The organism is Thiocapsa rosea (assembly GCF_003634315.1).
In the GTDB taxonomy this organism is placed as follows: Bacteria; Pseudomonadota; Gammaproteobacteria; order Chromatiales; family Chromatiaceae; genus Thiocapsa; species Thiocapsa rosea.
Genome location: NZ_RBXL01000001.1, coordinates 39,608 through 60,316, shown reverse-complemented (window position 1 = coordinate 60,316; position 20,709 = coordinate 39,608). Strand labels below are relative to the sequence as shown.

Below are 20,709 nucleotides of genomic sequence, written 5' to 3'. Positions count from 1 at the left end.
GCGAGGCGCCGCGCGCAGGAATCCGGCCGAGCGGGTGGCGAGCGCTCGACGATGCGCCGTGATCGTCCCGAATGTATTCTCTTCCGTAGCACAGCCGTTCAGCGCACCCTTCAACGATCACGATGAGGAGCCCGGCATGACCACCAGGCACGACGGGGAGACCCGTACGCAAAATCGTCATCTCCTGGATTGGGTGACGGAGTTGGCCGAGCTGTGCCGACCCGATCGCGTTTATTGGTGCGACGGTTCTCAAGAGGAGTACGACCGACTCTGCGCCGAAATGGTTCATGCCGGTGCCTTCGTCCGGCTCAATGCGGAGAAGCATCCCAACTGCTTCCTCGCACGCTCTCATCCGAGCGACGTGGCGCGGGTCGAGGACAGAACCTTCATCTGCTCGCTGCGCGAGGAAGATGCGGGTCCGACCAACAACTGGCTCGAGCCGCGCAAGGCGAAGGCCCTGCTCAAGGGTCTGTTCAAGGACTGCATGTGCGGGCGCACGCTCTACGTCATCCCCTTCAGCATGGGCCCGATCGGCTCGCCGATCGCGCATATCGGTGTACAGATCACCGACTCGCCCTATGTCGTGGTGAATCAGCGGATCATGACCCGGATGGGGCAGCGCGTGCTGGATACCCTGGGCGAACACGGGGATTTCGTCCCCTGCGTGCATTCGGTCGGCGCGCCCCTGCAACCCGGCGAGCAAGACGTGCCCTGGCCCTGTGCGAACAACATCGAGGACAAATACATCGCCCATTTCCCCGAGACCCGCGAGATCTGGTCGTTCGGCAGCGGTTACGGCGGCAACGCCCTGCTCGGCAAGAAGTGCTTCGCGCTGCGCATCGCCTCGGTGATGGCGCGCGACGAGGGTTGGCTGGCGGAGCATATGCTGGTGATGGGCGTGGAGTCGCCCGAGCACGAGAAGCGCTATGTCGCCGCCGCCTTCCCGAGCGCCTGCGGTAAGACCAACTTCGCCATGCTGATTCCGCCCAAGGGCTTCGAGGGCTGGACGATCACCACGGTCGGCGACGACATCGCCTGGATCAAGCCCAATCCCGCCGACGGGCGCTTCTACGCGATCAATCCCGAATACGGCCTGTTCGGTGTGGCACCCGGCACGAACGACGACTCCAATCCCAACGCCATGGCGGCGCTGCGCGCCAATGCCATCTTCACCAACTGCGCACTCACCGACGACGGCGCCGTCTGGTGGGAGGGCATGACCAGGGAGCCACCCGATCATCTGATCGATTGGAAGGGCGAGGACTGGACGCCGGGTTGCGGTCGGCCTGCGGCCCATCCGAACGCGCGCTTCACCGCGCCCGCATCGGCCTGTCCCTCGATCGATCCGGAATGGGAGAACCCCAAGGGCGTGCCCATCAGTGCCTTCCTGTTCGGCGGGCGGGTCAGTCGGCATTTCCCGCTGGCGTTCCAGAGTTACAACTGGGAGCACGGGGTCTATCTGGCCGCCACCATGGGTTCGGAGGCCACCGCCGCGGCGATCGGGCAGGCGGCCGTGCGGCGCGACCCCATGGCCATGCTGCCCTTCTGCGGCTACAACATGGCCGATTATTGGCGGCATTGGCTGCGGATCGGCCGGCGCTGCGTCTCCACCCCGCCGCGGATCTTCCGCGTCAATTGGTTCCGCAAGGACGAACATGGGCGTTTCGTCTGGCCCGGTTTCGGCGAGAACATGCGGGTGCTCGAGTGGATCGTCAAACGCTGCAGCGACAGCGGCTCGGCCGTGGAGAGCCCGATCGGCTGGATCCCGGACTACGATGCCTTCAACTGGGACGGGCTGGATTTCGATCGCGAGCGTTTCTACTCGATCATGAACATCGAGCGCGAGGCGGCGCGACTGGAGACCCATGATCAGGAGGAGCTCTTCACGCGCTTCGGCGATCACATGCCGCGCGAGTTGGAAAGCGAGCGCGAGCTTCAGCTGGCCCGGCTCTTTCACTCGCCGGCGCTCTGGGATCTGTCCAGCACCAAGAGGATCTGATCGGGTGCCGAACCGATCCTTCGCGGCCGGTCCGTCGAGACTGCTTGCGTCCCTGTCGTCATTGCGGCTTAAGCGATCGGTCATGGACGCAAACGCCGCAAGCCTGCCGGATGGGGCCGTCCGTGTCGTTGCGGCCTTACCGGCCTATCAGGTCGCGCTCTGGCCCGACGGCTGGGTGCTGGGCGGGGACGGCGAGGTGTCTGTGCGCGATACGCATGCGATGGCCGAGGCGCGGCGCTGGTATGCGCTTGCCGATCGTTCGTCAGGGGCGTCATGCATGGATCGGACGATGCGCCTCTATGGCACCTTTGTTCCTCGCCCGGTCGTCGCGCTGGCCGGTCAGCGCTTTCCATCCGAGTCCGTGGCCTCGGTGGCCTTGCAGCTTGTGGCGGGGGATTGGATCACGCAACGGCGGCAGCAGCTCCTCGCGGCGCCCGACGAAGCGATTCGCTTGAGGCGGCTCGGCTGGACCGGCTCGCGTTACGTCGCCGACCCGGGCATCGAGACGATGACGGCCTGTGTTGGTAAGGTCATGGATGACTGCCTGAGGGAAGAGTGCATTCCGGCGGCAGGTTACGACCTGAAGGTGCGCGCGGACGATGGCTTCGGGATTCGTGGCTATCGCTGTCTGATCACCGTGGGTTTGGACGACTCTGCGTGCGCGCGATTTCGCGAGGTCGTTCAAACGGCCTTGGTGCCCTGGAACCGAGCCGTTGTACGCGACGGGGCGGCCCATCCGCTGGTCAAGGTCGAGGTGCGGTCTCGTAGGTGACCGACCTATTCGTCATGCGGCCGGGGACTTCTGTCCGGTGGACGAGCGAACGCGAAGTCCACCGAACCCTGCTCCGGCGCTGGTGGACTGCGCTGCGCTTGTCCACCCTACGGCGCTTGTCCACTCGATGACCTGATGTTCTGAACCGCGTCCCTACAACCGCGCCGGAAGTGACCGAAGGCATGTTGACCCCGGCACCCGCAAGCACGCGCGGGGACGCGGTTCAGCCTCAGAGCGTCTTCGCTTGCTCCGCCAGATAGATCCAGGTATCGATGACGGTATCCGGATTGAGCGAGATGCTGGTGATCCCCTGCTTGAGCAGCCAGTCGGCGAAATCCTTGTGGTCCGACGGGCCCTGCCCGCAAATGCCGACATACTTGCCTTGGGCGCGGCAGGCGGCGATCGACATCGAGAGCATCTTCTTCACGGCGGGATCGCGCTCGTCGAAGCTCTCGGCGACCAGGCTCGAGTCGCGGTCCAGTCCCAGCGTGAGCTGGGTCATGTCGTTGGAGCCGATGGAGAAGCCGTCGAAGTATTCCAAGAACTCCTCGGCCAGCACGGCGTTGGAGGGCAGCTCGCACATCATGATGAGCCGCAGCCCATTCTTGCCGCGCTCCAGTCCCTGCTCGGCGAGCGCCTCGACGACCGCCTTGGCCTGTTTGAGGGTCCGCACGAAGGGGATCATGATCTCGACATTGGTCAGGCCCATGTCGTTGCGCACGCGCTTGAGCGCCTCGCATTCGAGCTCGAAGCATGCCTTGAAGTCCGGTGCCACGTAGCGCCCGGCGCCGCGGAAGCCGATCATGGGGTTTTCTTCTTCCGGCTCGTAGCGCTTGCCGCCGATCAGATTGGCATACTCGTTGGACTTAAAATCCGACATGCGCACGATGACCGTGTTGGGCGCGAAGGCGGCGGCCAGGGTCGAGATGCCCTCGGCGAGCTTGGCGATGTAGAACTCGCGTGGGCTCGTGTAGGCGGCGATGCGCGGCATGATCTGCGCCTTCAGATCCGCCGGGAGCTGGTCGAATTCGAGCAGCGCCTTCGGGTGGATCCCGATCATGTTGTTGATGATGAATTCCAGACGCGCCAGACCGATACCGGCGTTCGGTGTCGCCGCGAAGGCGAAGGCGCGGTCCGGGTTACCGACGTTCATCATGATCTTCACCGGGATCTCGGGCATGGCCGAGAGTTCGACGGTCTTGTAGTCGAACGCCAGCTTGCCGTCGTAGATGAGACCCGTGTCGCCCTCGGCGCAACTCACGGTGACGAGCTGGCCGTCCTTCACCACATCGGTCGCATTGTTGCAGCCCACCACCGCGGGCACGCCCAGCTCGCGGGCGATGATGGCGGCGTGACAGGTGCGGCCCCCGCGGTTGGTGACGATGGCCGCCGCGCGCTTCATCACCGGTTCCCAATCCGGATCCGTCATGTCGGTGATGAGGACGTCGCCGGCCTCGACACGGTGCATGTCGGCGATGCTCGAGACGATCTTGGCCGCGCCGGCGCCGATGCGGCTGCCGATGCTGCGCCCGGTGGTGAGCACCGGACCCTTCTCGCGCAGCACATAGCGCTCGATCACGTTGCCCGAGCGGCTCTGCACGGTCTCGGGACGCGCCTGGACGACATAGAGCTTGCCGTCGTTGCCGTCCTTCGCCCATTCGATGTCCATCGGACGGCCGTAGTGCTGCTCGATCAGCACAGCCTGGCGTGCGAGCTGCTCGATCTCGGCATCCGTGATGCTGAACAGCAGGCGATCGGCCTCCGGGACGTCCTCGGTGCGCACCGGGCTCTTGGTGCCCGCGGTACCGTCGTAGACCATGCGGATCGCCTTGTCGCCCACGCTGCGGCGCAGGATGGCGGGACGGCCGGCGGCGAGCGTCGGCTTATGGACATAGAACTCGTCCGGGTTGACTGCGCCCTGCACGACCATCTCGCCGAGCCCGTAGCTCGAGGTGATGAAGACGGCGTCGCGAAAGCCTGATTCGGTATCCAGGGTAAACATGACGCCGGATGCGGCGAGATCGCTGCGCACCATGCGCTGGATGCCGGCCGAGAGGGCGACATTGCGGTGCTCGAAGCCCTGGTGCACGCGGTATGAGATGGCCCGGTCGTTGAATAGGGAGGCGAAGACCTCCTTGATCCGGTGCTTGATATTGTCCAGACCCTCGACGTTGAGGAAGGTCTCTTGCTGGCCGGCGAAGGAGGCGTCGGGCAGATCCTCGGCAGTGGCCGAGGAGCGCACGGCCCAGGAGACCGCAGCCGTGCCGGCCTCGGCGGTCAGGCGGGCGAAGGCATCGTCGATCGCCGCGTCCAGTGCCGCCGGGAAGGGCTGCTCCATGACCCAGCCGCGGATGCGCGGACCGGCTTGGGAGAGCGCCGTGACATCGTCGACGTCCAGTGCGTCGAGAACCGCTTGGATGCGCTCGTCCAGTCCGTCTTTGGCGAGAAACTCACGGTAGGCGTCGGCGGTCGTCGCGAATCCGCCCGGCACCTGAACACCCACGTCGGTGAGGTTCTGGATCATCTCGCCGAGCGACGCGTTCTTGCCGCCGACGACGGGGACGTCGTCCATTCCGAGCTCGCTCAGCCAGCGGACATAGTCGGTCATCTTGATCGTTCTCCAATTGCGGGGGATGTCGGGCGGGACCGATCGGAGCCGGGCGGAACCGATCGGAGGCGATCGGAGGCGGGCGGAACCGGGGCGGTGCCGTTGTGCCGCAGGTGCGCGACGGTCGGGTCGGGCGACGCATCGAATCGGATAGCGCACTGATGCCCGCAAAGATCTCCGTAAGCGCTCCGACGTAACGCGGCAATATAACCTACTTCGAAAATGGTCGCCTTCGGTCTAAGTCAATCTTGAGTATTGTTTTCCGCGTGTTGCTCGTCATCTCCGCCGGTAGGGTGGACGCGCGAGCGCAAAGTCCACCGAGCCGAAGCCGCTCGGGCTCGAAACGGTGCAGGCTCAGTCGCCGCTGCGTGGTCGGTAGCTGTCCGGGATCAGGATGGTCGGGGTACGCTGGGTCGCGTCCTTGTCCGGATAATCCAGGGTGTAATGCAGCCCGCGGCTCTCGCGCCGGCGCAGCGCCGATTGGATGATCAGGTCCGCCACCTCGAGCAGGTTGCGCAGCTCGATCAGGTCGTTGCTGATTCGGAATTTGCTGTAGTACTCGATGACCTCCTGTTGGAGTAGATCTGCACGGCGTTTGGCGCGGCGCAGGCGCTTGTTGGTGCGCACGATGCCGACATAGTCCCACATGAAACGACGCAGCTCGTCCCAGTTGTGTGTCACCACCACTTCTTCGTCCGGCTCGGTCACTCGGCTCTCGTCCCAGGGCATCACCTCGGGCGGGTGCGGAATCTCGTTCGTCAGGCTTGCGATGTCTTTCGCCGCGAGCTCGGAGTACACCAGGCACTCGAGAAGGGAGTTGCTCGCCATCCGGTTCGCTCCGTGCAGACCCGTGTACGCGGTCTCGCCGCTTGCGTAGAGGCCGGGCAGATCGGTGCGGGCTCGGTCATCCACCATCACGCCGCCGCACGTGTAATGTGCCGCCGGGACCACCGGGATGGGATCCGTGGTGATGTCGATTCCGAGCTCCAGGCAGCGCTGGTAAATGGTCGGGAAATGCTCGATGACGAAGTCGGCCGGCCGGTGCGAGATGTCGAGATAAACGCAAGCGGTACCGAGGCGCTTCATCTCGTGGTCGATGGCGCGGGCCACGATGTCGCGCGGGGCGAGCTCGGCACGTGGATCGAACCGAGGCATGAAGCGCTCGCCGTCGGGCAGCAACAGACGCGCACCTTCTCCGCGCAACGCCTCCGTAATCAGGTAGGATCGCGCCTCCGGGTGATAGAGGCAGGTCGGGTGAAATTGCATGAACTCCATGTTCGCCACCCGACACCCGGCCCGCCACGCCATCGCGATGCCGTCGCCGGTGGAGACGTCCGGGTTGCTGGTGTAGAGATAGACCTTGTTGGCACCCCCGGTCGCCAAGACGACAAAACGTGCAAGGTAGACTTCGACCTGTCCCGTGCCCAAATCCAAGATGTAGGCACCGAGGCAGCGATGGTCTTTCTTGCCGGGGCGATGCTTGGAGGTAATGAGGTCGACGGCGATGTGCTGCTCGAACAGGGTCACGTTCGGCTTGCCGCGCACCTGTGCTTCGAGCGTCGTTGCCACGGCGCGGCCGGTTGCGTCGGCGGCGTGGATGACTCTGCGATGGGTGTGACCGCCTTCGCGGGTGAGGTGATAACCGCCTGTCGATGCGCTCGCCTCGTCGCGTGTAAACTCCACGCCTTGATCGAGCAGCCAGCGGATGTTGTCCGGTCCGCGCTCCACGATGTGCTTGACCACGCGACGGTCACAGAGCCCGGCGCCGGCCTTCAGGGTGTCTTGGACGTGGGATTCGATCGAGTCCGTCGCATCCAGCACGGCCGAGATGCCGCCTTGCGCATAGAGTGTGCTGCCTTCCCTGAGCTCGCGCTTGGAGATCACGGCGACCGAAAGGTCTTCGTGCAGGCGCAGCGCGAGGCTTAATCCGGCGGCGCCGCTGCCGAGGATCAGGACGTCGTAGCGATGAGGCGTGGCTGGCATGTTGGGAACCTTCGTTTGGGGCGCACGGGCGTTGGGGGCGGGCGGGTTGAGGTTCGATCCCTTCGCGATGCTCTCGACCGCGTTCTCTGCGGTTGAGTTGGGCGATCGGGGCGGTTCGCCGTAAACTCACCCATTTCATGGGCGGGATCAAGGTTTGTCGCTTTATTTAGGGGGCCTCGGCCGCACGTGAGGGGGCTCACGAACTTCCGAATCGGGGAATTGTCCATGCCAACGGAATTGCTGGTCAGCAGCGCCAGGGCTTGCGTCCATGTCTGAGCGCACCGCCGATCAGGTGCTCGTTGCGCGCGCCCAGAACGGCGACAAGCGCGCGTTCGACCTCCTGGTGTTGAAGTATCAGCAAAAGGTGGCGAATCTGATCTCCCGCTATATTCGTGATCCGAGCGAGGTGATGGACGTCAGCCAGGATGCCTTTTTGAAGGCTTACCGCGCGCTTCCGGCATTTCGTGGCGAGAGTGCGTTTTACACATGGCTCTATCGCATCGCAGTGAACACGGTGAAGAACCACCTGGTGGCTCAGGGACGCCGTCCTCCGGGGGACGATGTCGAGGCCGAGGTCGCCGAGCAGATGGATATGGGCGTTCGCCTTCGCGATTCGGGCACCCCCGAGCGTCTTGCCCTGACCGACGAGATCGCGCAGACCGTGCAGCGTGCGCTCGACGACCTCCCTGAGGATCTGCGCACGGCGATTGTCTTGCGCGAACTCGAGGGCATGAGCTACGAGGAGATCGCGACCGCGATGGCCTGCCCGATCGGCACCGTGCGCTCGCGAATCTTCCGTGCCCGCGATGCAATCGACAAGCGGTTGAGGCCGCTCCTCGAACCATGACGGCTCTTAGGCGTCAAAACGGCAGCGAGCGGTCTGCGTCATGGGAAGCAGGATCCGTTCGGCGGCTTCATCGACCGACCGCGGCGCTTGAGTTGTTCCCGCGGTGCCGGCCATCCAACACACGAATTCTCAGCCCAGGCATGCAGCAATGAGCGACGAGCTACGACAACGCATTTCCGAGCTTCAGGACGGCGTGCTCGATTCCGCCGGTACCGCGCGCCTCGTCGATGCGATGGTGCACGACCCCGACCTGCGGGGTACGTGGGAGCGCTTTCACGCCATCGGTTCGGCGATTCGCGGCGAGTCCGTCCAAGGATCCTATCGCGGGGTTGCCGATGCGGTTCGCGAGCGGATCGCCCATGAGCCCGTCATCCTTGCTCCACGCCTCCAGGAGCCCGGTCGGCGCAGAGCCAGGCGCCCGATCGCCGGGATTGCGCTGGCTGCAGCGGCCGCCTTTCTTGCGGTATTCGTGGTTCCCAGTCTCTTCGACGGCGTCGGCTCGCTGCCGAATGTTCCCGCTACGGCGCCGACCTTTGCTGCGCAGCCGGCTGCCGTTGCGATCCCCGCGAAGCGTTGGGATCTGGACCATCCCGAGCTGGCCAACAAACTGGATCTCTACCTCGTGACCCATCAAGAGACCGCCCCGACGACCGGGGCCAAGGGCATGCTGCCTTATGCGACCTTCGTTGGCTATGAAGCGGGCCGTTAATCCCTGTTGTCCGGCCCGGCTGGGCCTGTTCCTCGTACTCTCGCTGTTGGCCCAGGCAAGCCTTGCCGATGAGGTGACCCAACGCGCGAGCGACCTTCTTCAGCGCATGTCAGAGGCACTGAGGTCGCTCAATTACGAGGGTACACTGGTTTATTCCCACGACAATCGTCTCGAGGCGCTGCACCTGGTGCATCGCTACGAGAAGGGACAGGTCCAGGAGCGGTTACTCTCCCTGAGCGGTCCGGTCAAGGCCGTGACGCGCGAGCGCGATCGGGTGATGTGTGTGCTGCCCGACGGACATCCGATTTCCGTTAAACGGCCGTCCGGAGCCGGCGGGCTTTTGAACACCGACGGCATCGCCCCGGAGCAGCTCGGCGATCATTATCGCATCGAGATCCAAGGGGTCGCGCGGGTTGCCGGGCGCGACACGGAGGTGGTCGGGATCATCCCACGCGATGACCTGAGGTACGGGTACCGCTTCTATCTCGATCAAGAGACCTTCCTTCCGCTGAAGTCCGATCTGATCGACAGCAATGGCTCTTCGCTGGAGCAGCTGATGTTCACCGCCATTACGATCGATACCGATGCTCCGGCCGTGCCTGCAAGTCTTGATGCGGCCGCCGGGCTGCGCGGCGCCCCGGCAGCCCGGGAGGAGGGCCGCTGGCGTTTCGACGAGCGCCCGCTCGGCTTCCAATTGGTCAGCCACGGCGTAATGGACCACCCGAGCGGTGCGGCGGTGGAGCACTTTCTCTTTACCGACAGACTTTCAGCGTATTCCGTTTATATCGAAGACGATACACGCGACGGCCTGAGCGGATCGACCCACATCGGCGCCGTGCATGCGGCCGGTCGGCAAGTCGACGGCTACCAGATTACCGCTGTCGGCGAGGTCCCGTCCGCGACCGTCGAAGCCGCCGTGCGCGGTGCTCGGCATGTCGAGAGAACGCCGGAGTAGTTCGCCGATGATCGAGGAATCCGGTGTCGTGGTCTCGATCGATGGTTCCTATGCTCGGGTGCGGATCGAGCGGCGCACGGTCTGCGGGGGTTGCGCTGCGAACGGCGCCTGCGGAACATCGCTGATCGAGCGCTTCTTCGGGCGCGGCGCGATTCATGTCGATGCATTGAATCAGGCGCAGGCGTCGGTCGGCGAGCGGGTCATGCTCGGGATCTCCGAGCAGGGTCTGCTTTCGGCCTCTTTTGCGGTTTACTTTGCACCGCTGGCGGGCCTGCTCGGCGGTGCGCTTGCGGGAGACGCACTTGCCGGGATCGCCGAAGGTGGCTTTGCCGATGTGGCGGCGCTTCTCGGTGCGGTGATCGGCTTCGCTCTGGCGCTGCTCTGGCTGCGCGGCTACAGTGCGCGTTCACGGAATCGTCCTGAGCAGCAGGCGGTGGTCTGTCGGGTCGAGCGGGGCGTGCCGGTCGGGATTCCAACGGCGACCTGATTCAGGTCGTTGCAATCCGATCCTTATAGGGCGACCTTCCGGCGAAGCCGCCCGTCAGGACGAGCCTATCAAGCGGCCGACGCGGTTTCGGCAGTCCCCCAACGCGATATCGCAACGTCCGCATTGCTGCGGCCGACGCGGCCGCCCGATTGAACCCGTTCATCTTGGAGCATCCATGCGTCCCATCCCGATCTTCTCCTTCGCCCTCGTGGCATTGGTCTGCGGCGCGTTTCTGCCCGGTCTTGCGGCCAGCCGGATGCTTCCGGACTTCGTGGATCTCGTCGCCGAGAACGGCCCCTCGGTGGTCAATATCAGCACCAAGCAGGCCCCGGTCGCGGCCACGCAGTTGCCTGAGTTCTCCGTTCCGGATCTCCCGGAGGACAGTCCTCTTCAGGATTTCTTTCGGCATTTCTTCGGCGAAGACGGCACCCTTCCGGACGATAGCCTCCAATCGCGCTCGCTCGGGTCTGGTTTCATCATCTCGACCGATGGATCCGTGCTGACCAACGCCCACGTCGTGGAAGGTGCGGAGGAGATCGTCGTACGCACCAGTGATCGGCGCGAGTTCGTGGCCACCGTGGTCGGCACCGATAAGCGCAGCGACATCGCACTCCTGAAGATCGAGGGCGAGGGGCTCCCGGCGGTCAAGATCGGCGTCTCTCAGGACCTCAAGGTCGGCGAGTGGGTGCTGGCGATCGGCTCGCCCTTCGGCTTCGAGTCCTCCGCCACTGCGGGCATCGTGAGCGCAAAAGGCCGCAGTCTCCCGAGCGAAAACTACATCCCCTTCATCCAAACCGACGTGGCGATCAATCCCGGCAACTCGGGCGGGCCGCTGTTCAACCTCGACGGCGAGGTGGTCGGCGTCAACAGTCAGATCTACAGCCGTACGGGCGGCTTCATGGGACTCTCGTTCGCGATCCCGATCGATGTGGTGATGGATGTGGTCGGTCAGTTGCAGACCACGGGCCGCGTCAGCCGCGGCTGGCTGGGCGTGTTGATTCAGGACGTGACCCGGGAGCTTGCCGAATCCTTCGGGATGAAGCAGCCGCGCGGGGCATTGGTCGCACAGGTCTTGCCGGGCAGTCCGGCCGAGGCCGCGAAGGTCCGGCCGGGCGATATCATTGTGACCTTCAACGGACGTGAGATCCCGACCTCGAGCGCCTTGCCGCCGATGGTCGGAATGACACCGGTCGGCGAGCGCGTGCAGATGCAAGTGCTCAGGGTCGGCGAGCTGGTCGATCTCGGCATCGAGATCGGCGAGCTACCGGAAGAGGATCAGATCGCGGCGCGCCCCGGCGAGCCGGAGAAGGTGTCCGCGAATCGGATCGGCCTCTTCGTGGGCGAGATCACGCCGGAGCAGCGCGAGCAGTTGGCCGTCGTCGCCGGCGGTGTGCTGGTCGAAGGGGTCGAGCCCGGACCCGCGGAGCAGGCGGGGTTGATTGCGGGCGACGTGATCCTGATGCTCGACAACCAGCCGGTTCAGGATCTGGTCGGTTTCAATCGGATCCTCGATGCCATCCAGTCGGGTCGGTCCGTTGCAATTCTGGTCCAGCGGGGCGACGGGCGCATGTTTCATGCGGTTCGGGTGCCCTGATTCGGGTGGCCTGAACAGACCGAGCGTACGCGGCGTACTCCGAGGCGTCCGGCGCACTATTGTTTGGATTCGAGCTCGGGCACGGGTTCCGGCTCGGGCTCGATTGCCGGTCCGAGCAAGATCGCGATCGGGCGCGTATGCGGGCTCGCGTCCAACCCGATGATCAGGGCGGCCGTGAGCGGCACCGCCAGGAACATCCCCACCGTGCCGAACAGCCATCCCCAGAACAGCAACGCGATGAAGACGGCCAGCGTCGAGATGCCCAGCCCTTTACCCATGATCCGGGGCTCCAGGACATTGCCGATAACCGTGTTGATGACGAGATAACCGACCGCCACCCAGATCGCGGTCGACACATCCACCTGCACCAGCGCAAGCAGGACCGCCGGGATCATCATCACGATGTTGCCGACGACGGGGATGAAGTTCAGGAAGAAGGCCAGCACCGCCCAAAGCACGGCGAAGTCGATGCCGAGAAACCACAGCCAGAGCCACACGCACACGGCCGTACCGAGACTGGTGAGGCTCTTGATCAGCATATAACGCTTGATCGAGTCCAGCAGGCGCTTCATGCGCGCATCACCCGCCTCCGTCATCCGGAAGGCGACCTTCAGCTTGGCGGGCAGCGTATTCGCCTCAAGCAGGATGAAGGTGACGGCGAGCAGTACCAGGAGTCCGGTGGCGAAGAAACCGCTGGCATTCGACAAAAGATACCGCACAGCGACCGCAACCTTGTTGGGGTCCAGGAGATCCGGGATGGCCTCGCGCGAGCCGCCGACGCCCACACCTTCCATCCAGCCCCCGAGCTGATCGCTCAGCATCAGGAAGCGCTCCTGATAGGTCGGCAGGCTATCTCTGAACCCCTCCAGCGCGCCCGTGGTGACCAGCGCCAGGAGACTCCCGATATCGAGGAGCACAAAGATGATCACCGCGAGCGCGCCCCACTTGGGCACGCCGCGCCGCCGCATCCATTTGAGTGCCGGGGTGGCGATGATCGCGATGAACACAGCCAGCAGGAGCGGTACGAGGATGGGGGCCGAAAGCTTCATGAGGCCGATGACGAGCGCGAAGGCGCCCGCGACGAGGAGGCCACGGGCAGGTGGACTGAAACCGCTCATTGCATTCGTCATGTCGTCGGATCCTCCGGTGAATCGATTCGGTCGATGGTGTCTTGAGCCGGCATCTCGAGCGGGGCCGGGCCAGGGCGTTCTTCGCTGCCTTTTCGGCCGCGGCAATCGTAACCCAGCGGCCCGCGAGTCGCATCATGACGGCTGCGTCATCCGTGCACAGTTGATGGATGGATGATGGTATCCCGTCTCGCAGGGTCCATACTCTTCTTGCGGGAGGACAACATCGTGACAACAGACGAGGAGCACATCGAAGCGTTATGAGCACCATGAAGGCAGTACTGACAGCCGGGATTGCGAGCCTGGTCCTGAGCGGACCGGCATTCGCAGTGGACATGGGCGACATGATGAATCCATCCAAATGGATGGGCGGCAACAAGGACCGCCGCGGGGAGGGTGATTATCCGCCGCCGCCGGGCTACTACCCGCAGGGCGCACCCGGATACGGCGGTGCGCCGGGATACGGAGCGGCACCCGGCTACGGAGCCCCGCAACCGGGGTATGGGGGGTACCCGGCCAAGGCTACGGGCCTCCGCCCGGTTACATGGATCCGCAAACGGGCGGCGCTCCGATGCAACAAATGCCCCCACAGGGATACGGCGGCGCGCCGGGGTACGGCCAGGCTCCGGGGTACGGAGCGGGCACTGCGGAAGGCTATCCGCCCGCTCCCGCCTACGGCCAGGGTTACGGGCCAGGTTACGGACAAGGATACGGTCAAGGATATGACCAAGGCTATGCTCCGCCCCCCGGCGTCGGGCAAGGATACGGACCGGGCTACGGGCAAGGTTATGGCCCTGACTACGGACCCGGCTACGGACCCGGCTACGGACCCGGCTACGGACCCGGCGACGAGGATCGCGGGGGAAGCGGCATGAACCCGATGAAGATGATGCCGAACCCGATGCAGATGTTCGGCGGCGACAAGAACTAAGTCTTACCGGGCGGCCTTGGGCCGCCCGGCGCTAATCGGGCCCGAGCCACCCTTGTATCTCGCTCCGCGTTTCGGGACTGCTCACCCTGGATGCCCTGCTGGACAAGTATGCCGACCGCGGCATCACCGAGATCGAAGACCCCAAGGTGTCGGAGCTACCGCCTTTCAGCCGGCTCGGCAGCAAAACACAGATTCGGCGCCGGGTCCTCGGCGGGCCCGACAAGTTTACCGAGGCCCTCACCGATCTGGAGCATCAACTGTATCGCGACACGGCCAAGACCCGATCTGCGAGGTTCGAACCATGACGACCAGCGAGCTGCGCAACAAACTGCGGGACGAGATCCGGAAGCTTCCGGATTCGCACTTACAAGAGGTGTTCGACATCATTCATTTCTTCCGACTCGGCTTGGAGCGCGAGCCTCCGAAAACCGTTTCCGACGTCATGCGTTTCGCCGGCGCCTGGGAGGACATGGAGGATCCGGACGGATTCGAGGTCGAGCTGGGCGAGCGTCGGAGCTCTACGCCGAGACACGCAAGGCCGGCACGCCCGTCGACGACATGGATACCCTGATCGCAGGCATCGCGCTGGCCCACGGCCGAATTGTCGTCACCTGCAACACCGACCACTTCACCAAGCTACCCGGCCTCACCGTCGAAGACTGGTCGCTTTGACTGTCCGCCCTTAGGGCCGGATCGATACGCATATCATGAATCTCAGCACCACTATCAAGATGGAGGAGGCCATCGATTTCCACGACCTCAAGGTGCGTGGCCAGCTGGGCCCATTTGCCCGAACCTTTTCTTCCGAGTCATTGAAACGAAGCCGCTTGTTCTGAATGATATAGGTGATGTTTTTTTGTTCTGCATCAAAGGCGATGAAACCTTTTTCGAGCCCTTTATCAATGAGCGTAGTCATGCGACATGGCCTTGATCATCGTTTGGTCCAAAACCCAGCGCAAGAGCGAGAATAGCTGCGGTCTTGGCTTGCAAATCAGAATCTTACGCTTGGGCGCCGTACTCTCGCCGGCTAGGTGGACCAAACGATGATCGAGGCCTGCGACATCCTTGGTGAATTCAGTGCCATCAGTCGTATCGAATCGATGGATTCATTTCTCGCTCGTACCGTTGTTTCTCTTTCTGGCGCTCGCATCTTTTTTTTTGTATCTGTGGTTCGGCTTGTTCTGAAATCGCAACGAGATTGCCCCGAGGTAACCGCGGACCAATAGCGTGACCATGTTGCCGGGGCGATGGCCCCCACCGTGCCGCTGCGGGTAGCGCTGCTTCAACGCGGGGTCGGTCCATTTGCCGTCCATGGCCCGACTCAGCGGCGGGCGACGGTCGGACTGCAAGGTACAGCAAAAGCCAGTACCATCCAACGGATTGGCTTTCGTACACGTCAAGGAGGTAGGGATGGCTCGCTACTACTCTATCAAGAATCTGTTCCGTCAGATGCCGAACGCCTTGCTGGCGTTGTACTTTTAGGCCCAAGCTCTGTCCGCCGATCTCGATTTCACGCTCAAGAAGGATGGGCGCCGGGTGCGCTCTTTGAGGCGTGGTGGGATCTGCCGGACTCCCAGCGCAACCCGTGGGCGGTGGAGTTGCGGCAGATCTTCGATATAGGTTGCGAGGGGGCGGCTGTCGATCCCCGACGATAAGCGTTGGCAACTCGGCGCCGAGACGGAAGAACACGTAGCGTTCCGCGACCGGCTTTCCGGTCTTTCCAGTCACGATGCCGCGCGATGATCACCTTCCTCGACTACAGGGTTTGCTGGACGTGTGCGACGCGCTTCGACTACGCGGACATGCTGCCCCGTAGGCGCGAGCGGCGAAACCTTCCCGGCAGAAGGCAGCGGTCGTCGCCATCCACTTTCGGCTTCACTGTGCTCGGGAGCGGGGATATTAAACCCCGCCGAGCCATTTCCCGATCATAAAGCTGCCGGCGGCGACGCTGGCGCAGAGTGCGATGCCCCAGAGTGTATCCACGATCACGACCTTGATGGGCCAGTTCGGGAGCGTGGCCATGTTGGTCGGCTCGTAGGTGATGTAGGTGAAGAAACCGAAGAGTGCATCGTTGAGCAGGGCGCGGCCGAGCGAGCCCTGCAGGAAACCGTGTTCTGCCCCTGGTTTTCTGCCGATTCTCTCGGTCGGCCGCCAACCAACCCAGTGGAGTGAATGCCATGCAAGCCATCGAACTAGAGACCGAAATCGACGAAAACCACGAGATCCGCCTGAAACTGCCGGAGGCGATCCGGGCGCGCAAGGCCAGGGTCGTGGTGCTGTATGAGGAGGCCGAGTCTGCGACCGTCGGGGACATGCCGACTCAACACGATGTCACCAAGTCATCCAGGGAATTCGGTCAGTTTCGCAGCCAGATCTGGATGAGCGATGACTTCGATGCGCCCTTGCCGGATGACTTCTGGCTGGGAGGCCATCCATGAGGCTCTTGCTCGACACCCATTGCTTTCTCTGGCTCAACGGTCAGCCTGAAAAGCTCGGCGCCGTGTCGTTGAACGCCTGCCGAAATCCGGAAAACCCGCTGTTTCTCAGCTTGATCTCCCTGTGGGAGATCCAGATCAAACACCAGCTGGGCAAGCTCGATCTCAAGGTACCCTGGCAACAGATGTTGAATGTGCAACAGGCGCAAAATGACTTGCGGATATTGCCGGTTTCTCTGACCCATATCGTGCAACTCGGCCAACTCCCGATGCATCATGGCGATCCTTTCGACCGGATGCTGATTGCTCAGGCTCAGTTCGAAGGCATGGCGCTGGTCACCGCTGATGCGGCTATGGGGCCTTATGACGTGGAGGTGATTTGGTGACAGGATTGTCGAAGTTCTCCGGGCAACCTACTTACAGCGCCTCAGTTTGAAAGCCTTGAGTTGATTCCAGTGTATCCTCGTGGCGCTGCAGTGTGGCGAAGAGCAAAGACCGAGCGGGCGTTCGAAGGCGGCGCTGTGCGCTCGGTTGGACCATCAAACCCCGCCGAGCCATTTCCCGATCATGAAGCTGCCGGCGGCGACGCTGGTGCAGAGTGCGATGCCCCAGAGCGTATCCACGATCACCACCTTCAGAGGCCAGTTCGGGAGCGTGGCCATGTTGGTCAGCTCGTAGGTGATGTAGGTGAAGAAGCCGAAAAGTGCGCCGTTGAGCAAGGCGCGGCCGAGCGAGTCCTGCGCGAGTGCGGGTGCGACGGCAAAATAGAGGATGCCGGCGATATAGATGAGGTAGAAGCTCAGTGCAGCCGGCCAGTTCACCGTCGGGCTCAGGACGTGGGCGAGGTTGTCGCGATAGAAGGTCTTGGCGACGACGCCCAACCAGAGCAGATCGATGGCGAAGAAGACCGGGACGGTCAGAAGATAGAGCTTTGCGAAGAAGAGGGCTTGCATGATGGATCCTCTGCTGATCGATGGTCGGGCCGATGCGCGTTGCCATCTGATCTTGGCACATGGGGCAGGGCAGGGCGCCGACTCCCCCTTCATGAGCGCGGTTGCACATGCCTTGGTGGCCGCCGGCTTGCGCGTCGTGCGCTTCTCGTTTCCCTATATGGTGCGAAGCGAGAGCGAGGGAAGAAGGCGTCCTCCCGACCGTGAGCCCATTCTGATCGAGACTTGGCTGCGGGTCATCGCCGAGCAGCGTGCAGCCCATGGTGCGAGGAAACGCCTGTTGATCGGAGGCAAGTCGATGGGCGGGCGTATCGCCAGTTTGATTGCGGACGAGGCGGGCGTCGACGGCCTGGTCTGTCTGGGGTATCCCTTTCATCCGCCGGGTCGGCCGGAGCGCACGCGTGTCGCGCATCTGTCGAGGCTGCGCACGCCGACGGTGATCTGCCAAGGCGAACGCGATCCTTTCGGGAACCGGGAGGAGGTTGCCGGCTACGTCCTGAGCCCGTCGATCGAGATCGTTTGGATCGCGGACGGGGAGCACAGCTTCAAGCCGCGTCGGGCGTCCGGATTCACCCCGGAACAGAATCTGAGCATGGCGGCGGATGCCGTCGCGTCGTTCGCAGCGCGGCTCGGGTAGCCTCGTGCGGGCCGGGAGTCTTGTCGCTGCGCGTACGTCGCGATTTTGATGTCTGCTGGACGATTTGCGCGCGATCCATTCTCCACAGCCGAAATTATGCACACGACAATAGGCATGTAGGGTGGACAAGCGAAAGCGCAGTCCACCGAACCCCGCGCCGGCGCTGGTGGGCTGCGCTTTCGCTTGTCCCTACAGCGCGAAACGACTATCTCGCGGCCCCTGAGCCAGGTAGGACTATTTCGCGGCGCCCTGACGGGCATCCCGGTCGACGTTGGGATGCCGACCTGCGGCCTATCCGGTCAGCGCGGCAAAGACCGCCGGGAGCCGCTCGGGCAGGCGCTCGACATGGTCGACGATGGAATACTGGTTCTCGCCGAAGATGCGTGCCACATAACGGTCGGCCTGCGGATCGAGCGTGAGACAGTAGCTGTGGATGCCCTGCATGCGCAGCTCCTCGACCGCCTTCTTGCTATCGTGGCGCAGGTATTGAGGATCGCGCTCGTCGATGTCCGCCGGCTCGCCGTCGGTGATCACCAGGACCAGGCGCTTTTGGGCGGGTTGCCGGGTGAGATGCCAGCCGGCGTGGCGCAGTGCCGCACCCATGCGGGTCGAAAGTCCGCCCTTCATGCCTGCCATGCGTGACTTGGCGTTGTCGTCGTAGGCTTGATCGAAGTCCTTGAAACGGAAGTATTGGACATCGTGTCGGCCGTCGGAGGCGAAGCCATGCACGGCGAAGCGGTCGCCGATGCCGTCGATCGCCCAAGCCAACAACCCGGTGGCCTCGCGGGTCAGGCTGAGGATGCTCGGGGCTTCGTCATAACCGGGATCGTCTTTCTTGACGCCGACCTTTTCGTTGGTCGATTCGGACAGGTCCATGAGCACCACGATGGCGAGATCGCGGATCTGACGCGTGATGCGGATGTTGATGCGCGGATCCGGCATGGTGCCGCGGCGCACGTCGATCATGGCCCGCACGGCGGCGTTCAGATCCAGCTCCTCGCCTTCCTCGTAGCCGCGTCGGCGCACGATGCCTTGCGGCTGGAGTGCGTCGATCAGACGGCGGATGCGGCTCGCGACCGGCTTGTGCTTGACGAGGATCTCGTCCATCAGCGCCGGATCGCCGCGGCCTTGGCGACGCTCGATGACGGTCGCCCAGTCCGGGCGGAAGAGTTGGACCTGATAGTCCCACTCCTGATAGTGATAGGGGTCCGAGACGGGCTCCTTGCCTTCCATCGCGTTGAATGAGATGCCTTCGTCCTCGTAAGGGAAGAACTCGGTGGCGCAGACCCAGATCTCTTGTGCGTCGTCGCCCGCGGTTTCGACATCGACCTCGTTGGCCATCTCGATGGCCGACACATACTTGCGCACCTGTTGCTGCGAGGCGGGCAGATAGTCCACGCCGCGAGTCAGGAAGAGGTTCTCGCCGCAGTCCCAGACATAGCGGTTGTCGTCGCGATAGGGGATCGGCCAGTTTTCGAGGATACGCAGGTTCGGCAGCGCCACGGTCTTGATGGCCTGGTTGTAGAAGGTCACGCCGGCGTCCCAACTGATTCGGTTGTCGTGCGGGCGCTCGGCCAGCGCCGCGCGGAAGGCGACAGCGGTGTCGTCGATCAGCGCGAGTCCGTCGATATAGTCGGGGTCCAGCAGGGCGCGCGCTTGGCGCTGCATCAGATCCATCATCGGATGCAGATCGACGGCGTCGTCCATCGGCCCGAGCTGCGCCGTAAAGAAGGACAGCCAGAGCTTTCTGAGCCCCGGAAAATCGCGGACCGCCAGCGCCTCGACGCGCGCATCCTCGAACATCTCGATCAGCTTCATCTGCGCGGGCATCAGTTGCTCGGCGCTGATGGCGTTGGTGCCGTAGACCATATGGGCCGCGCAATGGGCCGCGGCGGCGCGGTAGGTTTCGATTCCGGAAATGCCGCGGAAGCGATCGAAGGCGTCCGGCAGGTGGATCTGGAAGTCTTCGATGAAGGGGCGCAGACCTTGGCGGGACTCGTAGTCGCCCGAGGTCGGGCGCATGAAGAAGGAGCGTGCCCAGAGCGCACGCAGATAGAAGTTGAGCTTGCGTTGATTGTCGACGAACAGGGTCCCGCGGCGTTCCTTCTGCAGGACGGCACGCGAAGACTCCGTCTGAAGCCCGAAATAGGCCATCTGGCCGTCGAGATCGCGTGCATGGGCCTGAGCACCCCAGAGCGCCCAGCGGCGCAGACCGCCGAGCGTGAGCTTGGAGAGCAGCTCGTCCATGTTCTCCATCATCGGGCGCAGGCCGCGCGGCGATTTGCCCGACAACTGATGCAGCAGATTGAGATAACCGCGCAGCACCTCCGCATCCCCGAGTCTGCTCGCGGCCAGCGGCATACTGGACATAATCAGTGCCACGACGGTCCCCGAGGTGTGCGAGGCGAGCTTCATCAGAGCGCTCACCACCTCGGGGATAATGTCCTCGCCCACCTCCTTGGCGACCCGCGGCATCTCCTGCACATAGGTCAGGACCAGATCGACGCCCTTGTTCAGGCCGCACATCGCCTTGATGCCGGTGAGGTAATGCTCCAGCCCGCGCGGCGACATGATGCGCGCCGCCTCGTGGTAGCTCGCGTCCAACGCTTGGGTGTGCGGATGATCCGCGTCGGCCTTGAGGCAGGAGAGGTATTCGGTGAAGTCGATGCTCATTT

The 20,709-nt window shown here is 63.6% G+C and carries 21 protein-coding genes; 14 read left to right on the top strand and 7 right to left on the bottom strand.

Features of this window, described 5'->3' with window-relative positions; translation table 11 throughout:
• Nucleotides 1-136: 136 nt before the first annotated feature.
• The gene (locus tag BDD21_RS00300; protein WP_120795451.1) at nt 137-1,999 is read left to right on the top strand and encodes a phosphoenolpyruvate carboxykinase (GTP); all 1,863 of its coding nucleotides are present in this window, start codon (nt 137-139) and stop codon (nt 1,997-1,999) included.
• 82 nt (nt 2,000-2,081) lie between these two features.
• On the top strand, nt 2,082-2,771 hold the full coding sequence (locus BDD21_RS00295; RefSeq protein WP_120795450.1) for a hypothetical protein: 690 nt from the start codon (nt 2,082-2,084) through the stop codon (nt 2,769-2,771).
• Between the two features lie 229 nt (nt 2,772-3,000).
• Here BDD21_RS00295 and ppsA read toward each other — a convergent pair whose 3' ends face one another.
• Nucleotides 3,001-5,379, bottom strand: coding sequence for a phosphoenolpyruvate synthase (gene ppsA / locus BDD21_RS00290; protein ID WP_120795449.1), 2,379 nt, complete (start codon nt 5,377-5,379; stop codon nt 3,001-3,003).
• A gap of 354 nt (nt 5,380-5,733) precedes the next feature.
• The gene (gene nadB, locus BDD21_RS00285; protein WP_120795448.1) at nt 5,734-7,362 is read right to left on the bottom strand and encodes an L-aspartate oxidase; all 1,629 of its coding nucleotides are present in this window, start codon (nt 7,360-7,362) and stop codon (nt 5,734-5,736) included.
• Between the two features lie 268 nt (nt 7,363-7,630).
• Between nadB and rpoE the strand changes: the two genes are divergently transcribed.
• The 5 genes from rpoE to BDD21_RS00260 all read left to right on the top strand — a co-directional run bounded on the left by rpoE (nt 7,631) and on the right by BDD21_RS00260 (nt 11,954).
• On the top strand, nt 7,631-8,209 hold the full coding sequence (gene rpoE / locus BDD21_RS00280) for an RNA polymerase sigma factor RpoE (RefSeq protein ID WP_120795447.1): 579 nt from the start codon (nt 7,631-7,633) through the stop codon (nt 8,207-8,209).
• Between the two features lie 148 nt (nt 8,210-8,357).
• The gene (locus BDD21_RS00275) at nt 8,358-8,918 is read left to right on the top strand and encodes a sigma-E factor negative regulatory protein (protein ID WP_120795446.1); all 561 of its coding nucleotides are present in this window, start codon (nt 8,358-8,360) and stop codon (nt 8,916-8,918) included.
• Nucleotides 8,902-9,873 (top strand): MucB/RseB C-terminal domain-containing protein, encoded by a 972-nt coding sequence (locus tag BDD21_RS00270; RefSeq protein WP_170164651.1) that lies wholly within the window; start codon nt 8,902-8,904, stop codon nt 9,871-9,873. The genes BDD21_RS00275 and BDD21_RS00270 overlap by 17 nt, the downstream gene beginning before the upstream one ends.
• Before the next feature lie 7 nt (nt 9,874-9,880).
• Nucleotides 9,881-10,360 (top strand): SoxR reducing system RseC family protein, encoded by a 480-nt coding sequence (locus tag BDD21_RS00265; RefSeq protein ID WP_120795444.1) that lies wholly within the window; start codon nt 9,881-9,883, stop codon nt 10,358-10,360.
• A 175-nt stretch (nt 10,361-10,535) separates the two neighbouring features.
• Nucleotides 10,536-11,954, top strand: a complete 1,419-nt coding sequence (locus BDD21_RS00260; protein ID WP_120795443.1) for a DegQ family serine endoprotease — start codon at nt 10,536-10,538, stop codon at nt 11,952-11,954.
• Nucleotides 11,955-12,010: 56 nt separating this feature from the next.
• Here BDD21_RS00260 and BDD21_RS00255 read toward each other — a convergent pair whose 3' ends face one another.
• The gene (locus BDD21_RS00255; RefSeq protein WP_120795442.1) at nt 12,011-13,084 is read right to left on the bottom strand and encodes an AI-2E family transporter; all 1,074 of its coding nucleotides are present in this window, start codon (nt 13,082-13,084) and stop codon (nt 12,011-12,013) included.
• 577 nt (nt 13,085-13,661) lie between these two features.
• Here BDD21_RS00255 and BDD21_RS27655 point away from each other — a divergent pair.
• From BDD21_RS27655 to BDD21_RS28975, 4 genes are all read left to right on the top strand, one after another.
• Entirely contained in the window at nt 13,662-14,012 is a 351-nt protein-coding gene (locus BDD21_RS27655) for a hypothetical protein (RefSeq protein WP_170164641.1), read from the top strand.
• A gap of 56 nt (nt 14,013-14,068) precedes the next feature.
• The gene (locus tag BDD21_RS29140; RefSeq protein ID WP_211335173.1) at nt 14,069-14,317 is read left to right on the top strand and encodes a type I restriction-modification enzyme R subunit C-terminal domain-containing protein; all 249 of its coding nucleotides are present in this window, start codon (nt 14,069-14,071) and stop codon (nt 14,315-14,317) included.
• Nucleotides 14,314-14,583, top strand: a complete 270-nt coding sequence (locus BDD21_RS00245; RefSeq protein ID WP_120795440.1) for a hypothetical protein — start codon at nt 14,314-14,316, stop codon at nt 14,581-14,583. The genes BDD21_RS29140 and BDD21_RS00245 overlap by 4 nt, the downstream gene beginning before the upstream one ends.
• A gap of 136 nt (nt 14,584-14,719) precedes the next feature.
• The gene (locus BDD21_RS28975) at nt 14,720-14,848 is read left to right on the top strand and encodes a hypothetical protein (protein ID WP_281269111.1); all 129 of its coding nucleotides are present in this window, start codon (nt 14,720-14,722) and stop codon (nt 14,846-14,848) included.
• A 270-nt stretch (nt 14,849-15,118) separates the two neighbouring features.
• Here BDD21_RS28975 and BDD21_RS27310 read toward each other — a convergent pair whose 3' ends face one another.
• Both BDD21_RS27310 and BDD21_RS00235 read right to left on the bottom strand, forming a co-directional pair.
• Complete coding sequence (locus tag BDD21_RS27310; protein ID WP_147430939.1) at nt 15,119-15,325, bottom strand: hypothetical protein; 207 nt, start codon at nt 15,323-15,325, stop codon at nt 15,119-15,121.
• Nucleotides 15,326-15,911: 586 nt separating this feature from the next.
• A complete protein-coding gene (locus BDD21_RS00235) occupies nt 15,912-16,115 on the bottom strand; it encodes a DUF2177 family protein (RefSeq protein ID WP_281269169.1) in 204 nt (67 codons plus the stop codon).
• Nucleotides 16,116-16,189: 74 nt separating this feature from the next.
• Between BDD21_RS00235 and BDD21_RS00230 the strand changes: the two genes are divergently transcribed.
• On the top strand, nt 16,190-16,450 hold the full coding sequence (locus BDD21_RS00230) for a hypothetical protein (RefSeq protein WP_120795438.1): 261 nt from the start codon (nt 16,190-16,192) through the stop codon (nt 16,448-16,450).
• Nucleotides 16,447-16,833, top strand: coding sequence for a type II toxin-antitoxin system VapC family toxin (locus BDD21_RS00225; protein ID WP_120795437.1), 387 nt, complete (start codon nt 16,447-16,449; stop codon nt 16,831-16,833). Before BDD21_RS00230 ends, BDD21_RS00225 begins: the two co-directional genes overlap by 4 nt.
• Nucleotides 16,834-16,986: 153 nt before the next feature.
• Here the strand turns inward: BDD21_RS00225 and BDD21_RS00220 are convergent, their stop codons facing one another.
• Nucleotides 16,987-17,400, bottom strand: a complete 414-nt coding sequence (locus tag BDD21_RS00220) for a DUF2177 family protein (protein WP_120795436.1) — start codon at nt 17,398-17,400, stop codon at nt 16,987-16,989.
• On the opposite strand from BDD21_RS00220, the gene BDD21_RS00215 reads away from it, so the two are divergent.
• Nucleotides 17,399-18,034 (top strand): alpha/beta fold hydrolase, encoded by a 636-nt coding sequence (locus BDD21_RS00215; RefSeq protein WP_245969346.1) that lies wholly within the window; start codon nt 17,399-17,401, stop codon nt 18,032-18,034. The genes BDD21_RS00220 and BDD21_RS00215 overlap by 2 nt on opposite strands.
• 291 nt (nt 18,035-18,325) lie before the next feature.
• Here BDD21_RS00215 and BDD21_RS00210 read toward each other — a convergent pair whose 3' ends face one another.
• Nucleotides 18,326-20,707, bottom strand: coding sequence for a nitric oxide reductase activation protein NorD (locus tag BDD21_RS00210; RefSeq protein ID WP_120795434.1), 2,382 nt, complete (start codon nt 20,705-20,707; stop codon nt 18,326-18,328).
• Nucleotides 20,708-20,709: the final 2 nt, after the last annotated feature.

Bases quoted from the DNA above. Each gene is read 5' to 3' on its own strand.
- BDD21_RS00220 (WP_120795436.1), bottom strand. From the start codon at position 17,400: ATGCAAGCCCTCTTCTTCGCAAAGCTCTATCTTCTGACCGTCCCGGTC.
- BDD21_RS00270 (WP_170164651.1), top strand. From the start codon at position 8,902: ATGAAGCGGGCCGTTAATCCCTGTTGTCCGGCCCGGCTGGGCCTGTTC.
- nadB (WP_120795448.1), bottom strand. From the start codon at position 7,362: ATGCCAGCCACGCCTCATCGCTACGACGTCCTGATCCTCGGCAGCGGC.
- BDD21_RS28975 (WP_281269111.1), top strand. From the start codon at position 14,720: ATGAATCTCAGCACCACTATCAAGATGGAGGAGGCCATCGATTTCCAC.
- BDD21_RS27655 (WP_170164641.1), top strand. From the start codon at position 13,662: ATGCCCCCACAGGGATACGGCGGCGCGCCGGGGTACGGCCAGGCTCCG.
- BDD21_RS00225 (WP_120795437.1), top strand. From the start codon at position 16,447: ATGAGGCTCTTGCTCGACACCCATTGCTTTCTCTGGCTCAACGGTCAG.
- BDD21_RS00300 (WP_120795451.1), top strand. From the start codon at position 137: ATGACCACCAGGCACGACGGGGAGACCCGTACGCAAAATCGTCATCTC.
- BDD21_RS00275 (WP_120795446.1), top strand. From the start codon at position 8,358: ATGAGCGACGAGCTACGACAACGCATTTCCGAGCTTCAGGACGGCGTG.
- BDD21_RS00215 (WP_245969346.1), top strand. From the start codon at position 17,399: ATGATGGATCCTCTGCTGATCGATGGTCGGGCCGATGCGCGTTGCCAT.
- BDD21_RS00265 (WP_120795444.1), top strand. From the start codon at position 9,881: ATGATCGAGGAATCCGGTGTCGTGGTCTCGATCGATGGTTCCTATGCT.
- ppsA (WP_120795449.1), bottom strand. From the start codon at position 5,379: ATGACCGACTATGTCCGCTGGCTGAGCGAGCTCGGAATGGACGACGTC.
- BDD21_RS27310 (WP_147430939.1), bottom strand. From the start codon at position 15,325: ATGGACGGCAAATGGACCGACCCCGCGTTGAAGCAGCGCTACCCGCAG.
- BDD21_RS00255 (WP_120795442.1), bottom strand. From the start codon at position 13,084: ATGACGAATGCAATGAGCGGTTTCAGTCCACCTGCCCGTGGCCTCCTC.
- BDD21_RS00260 (WP_120795443.1), top strand. From the start codon at position 10,536: ATGCGTCCCATCCCGATCTTCTCCTTCGCCCTCGTGGCATTGGTCTGC.
- BDD21_RS00245 (WP_120795440.1), top strand. From the start codon at position 14,314: ATGACGACCAGCGAGCTGCGCAACAAACTGCGGGACGAGATCCGGAAG.
- BDD21_RS00210 (WP_120795434.1), bottom strand. From the start codon at position 20,707: ATGAGCATCGACTTCACCGAATACCTCTCCTGCCTCAAGGCCGACGCG.
- rpoE (WP_120795447.1), top strand. From the start codon at position 7,631: ATGTCTGAGCGCACCGCCGATCAGGTGCTCGTTGCGCGCGCCCAGAAC.
- BDD21_RS00295 (WP_120795450.1), top strand. From the start codon at position 2,082: ATGGACGCAAACGCCGCAAGCCTGCCGGATGGGGCCGTCCGTGTCGTT.
- BDD21_RS00230 (WP_120795438.1), top strand. From the start codon at position 16,190: ATGCAAGCCATCGAACTAGAGACCGAAATCGACGAAAACCACGAGATC.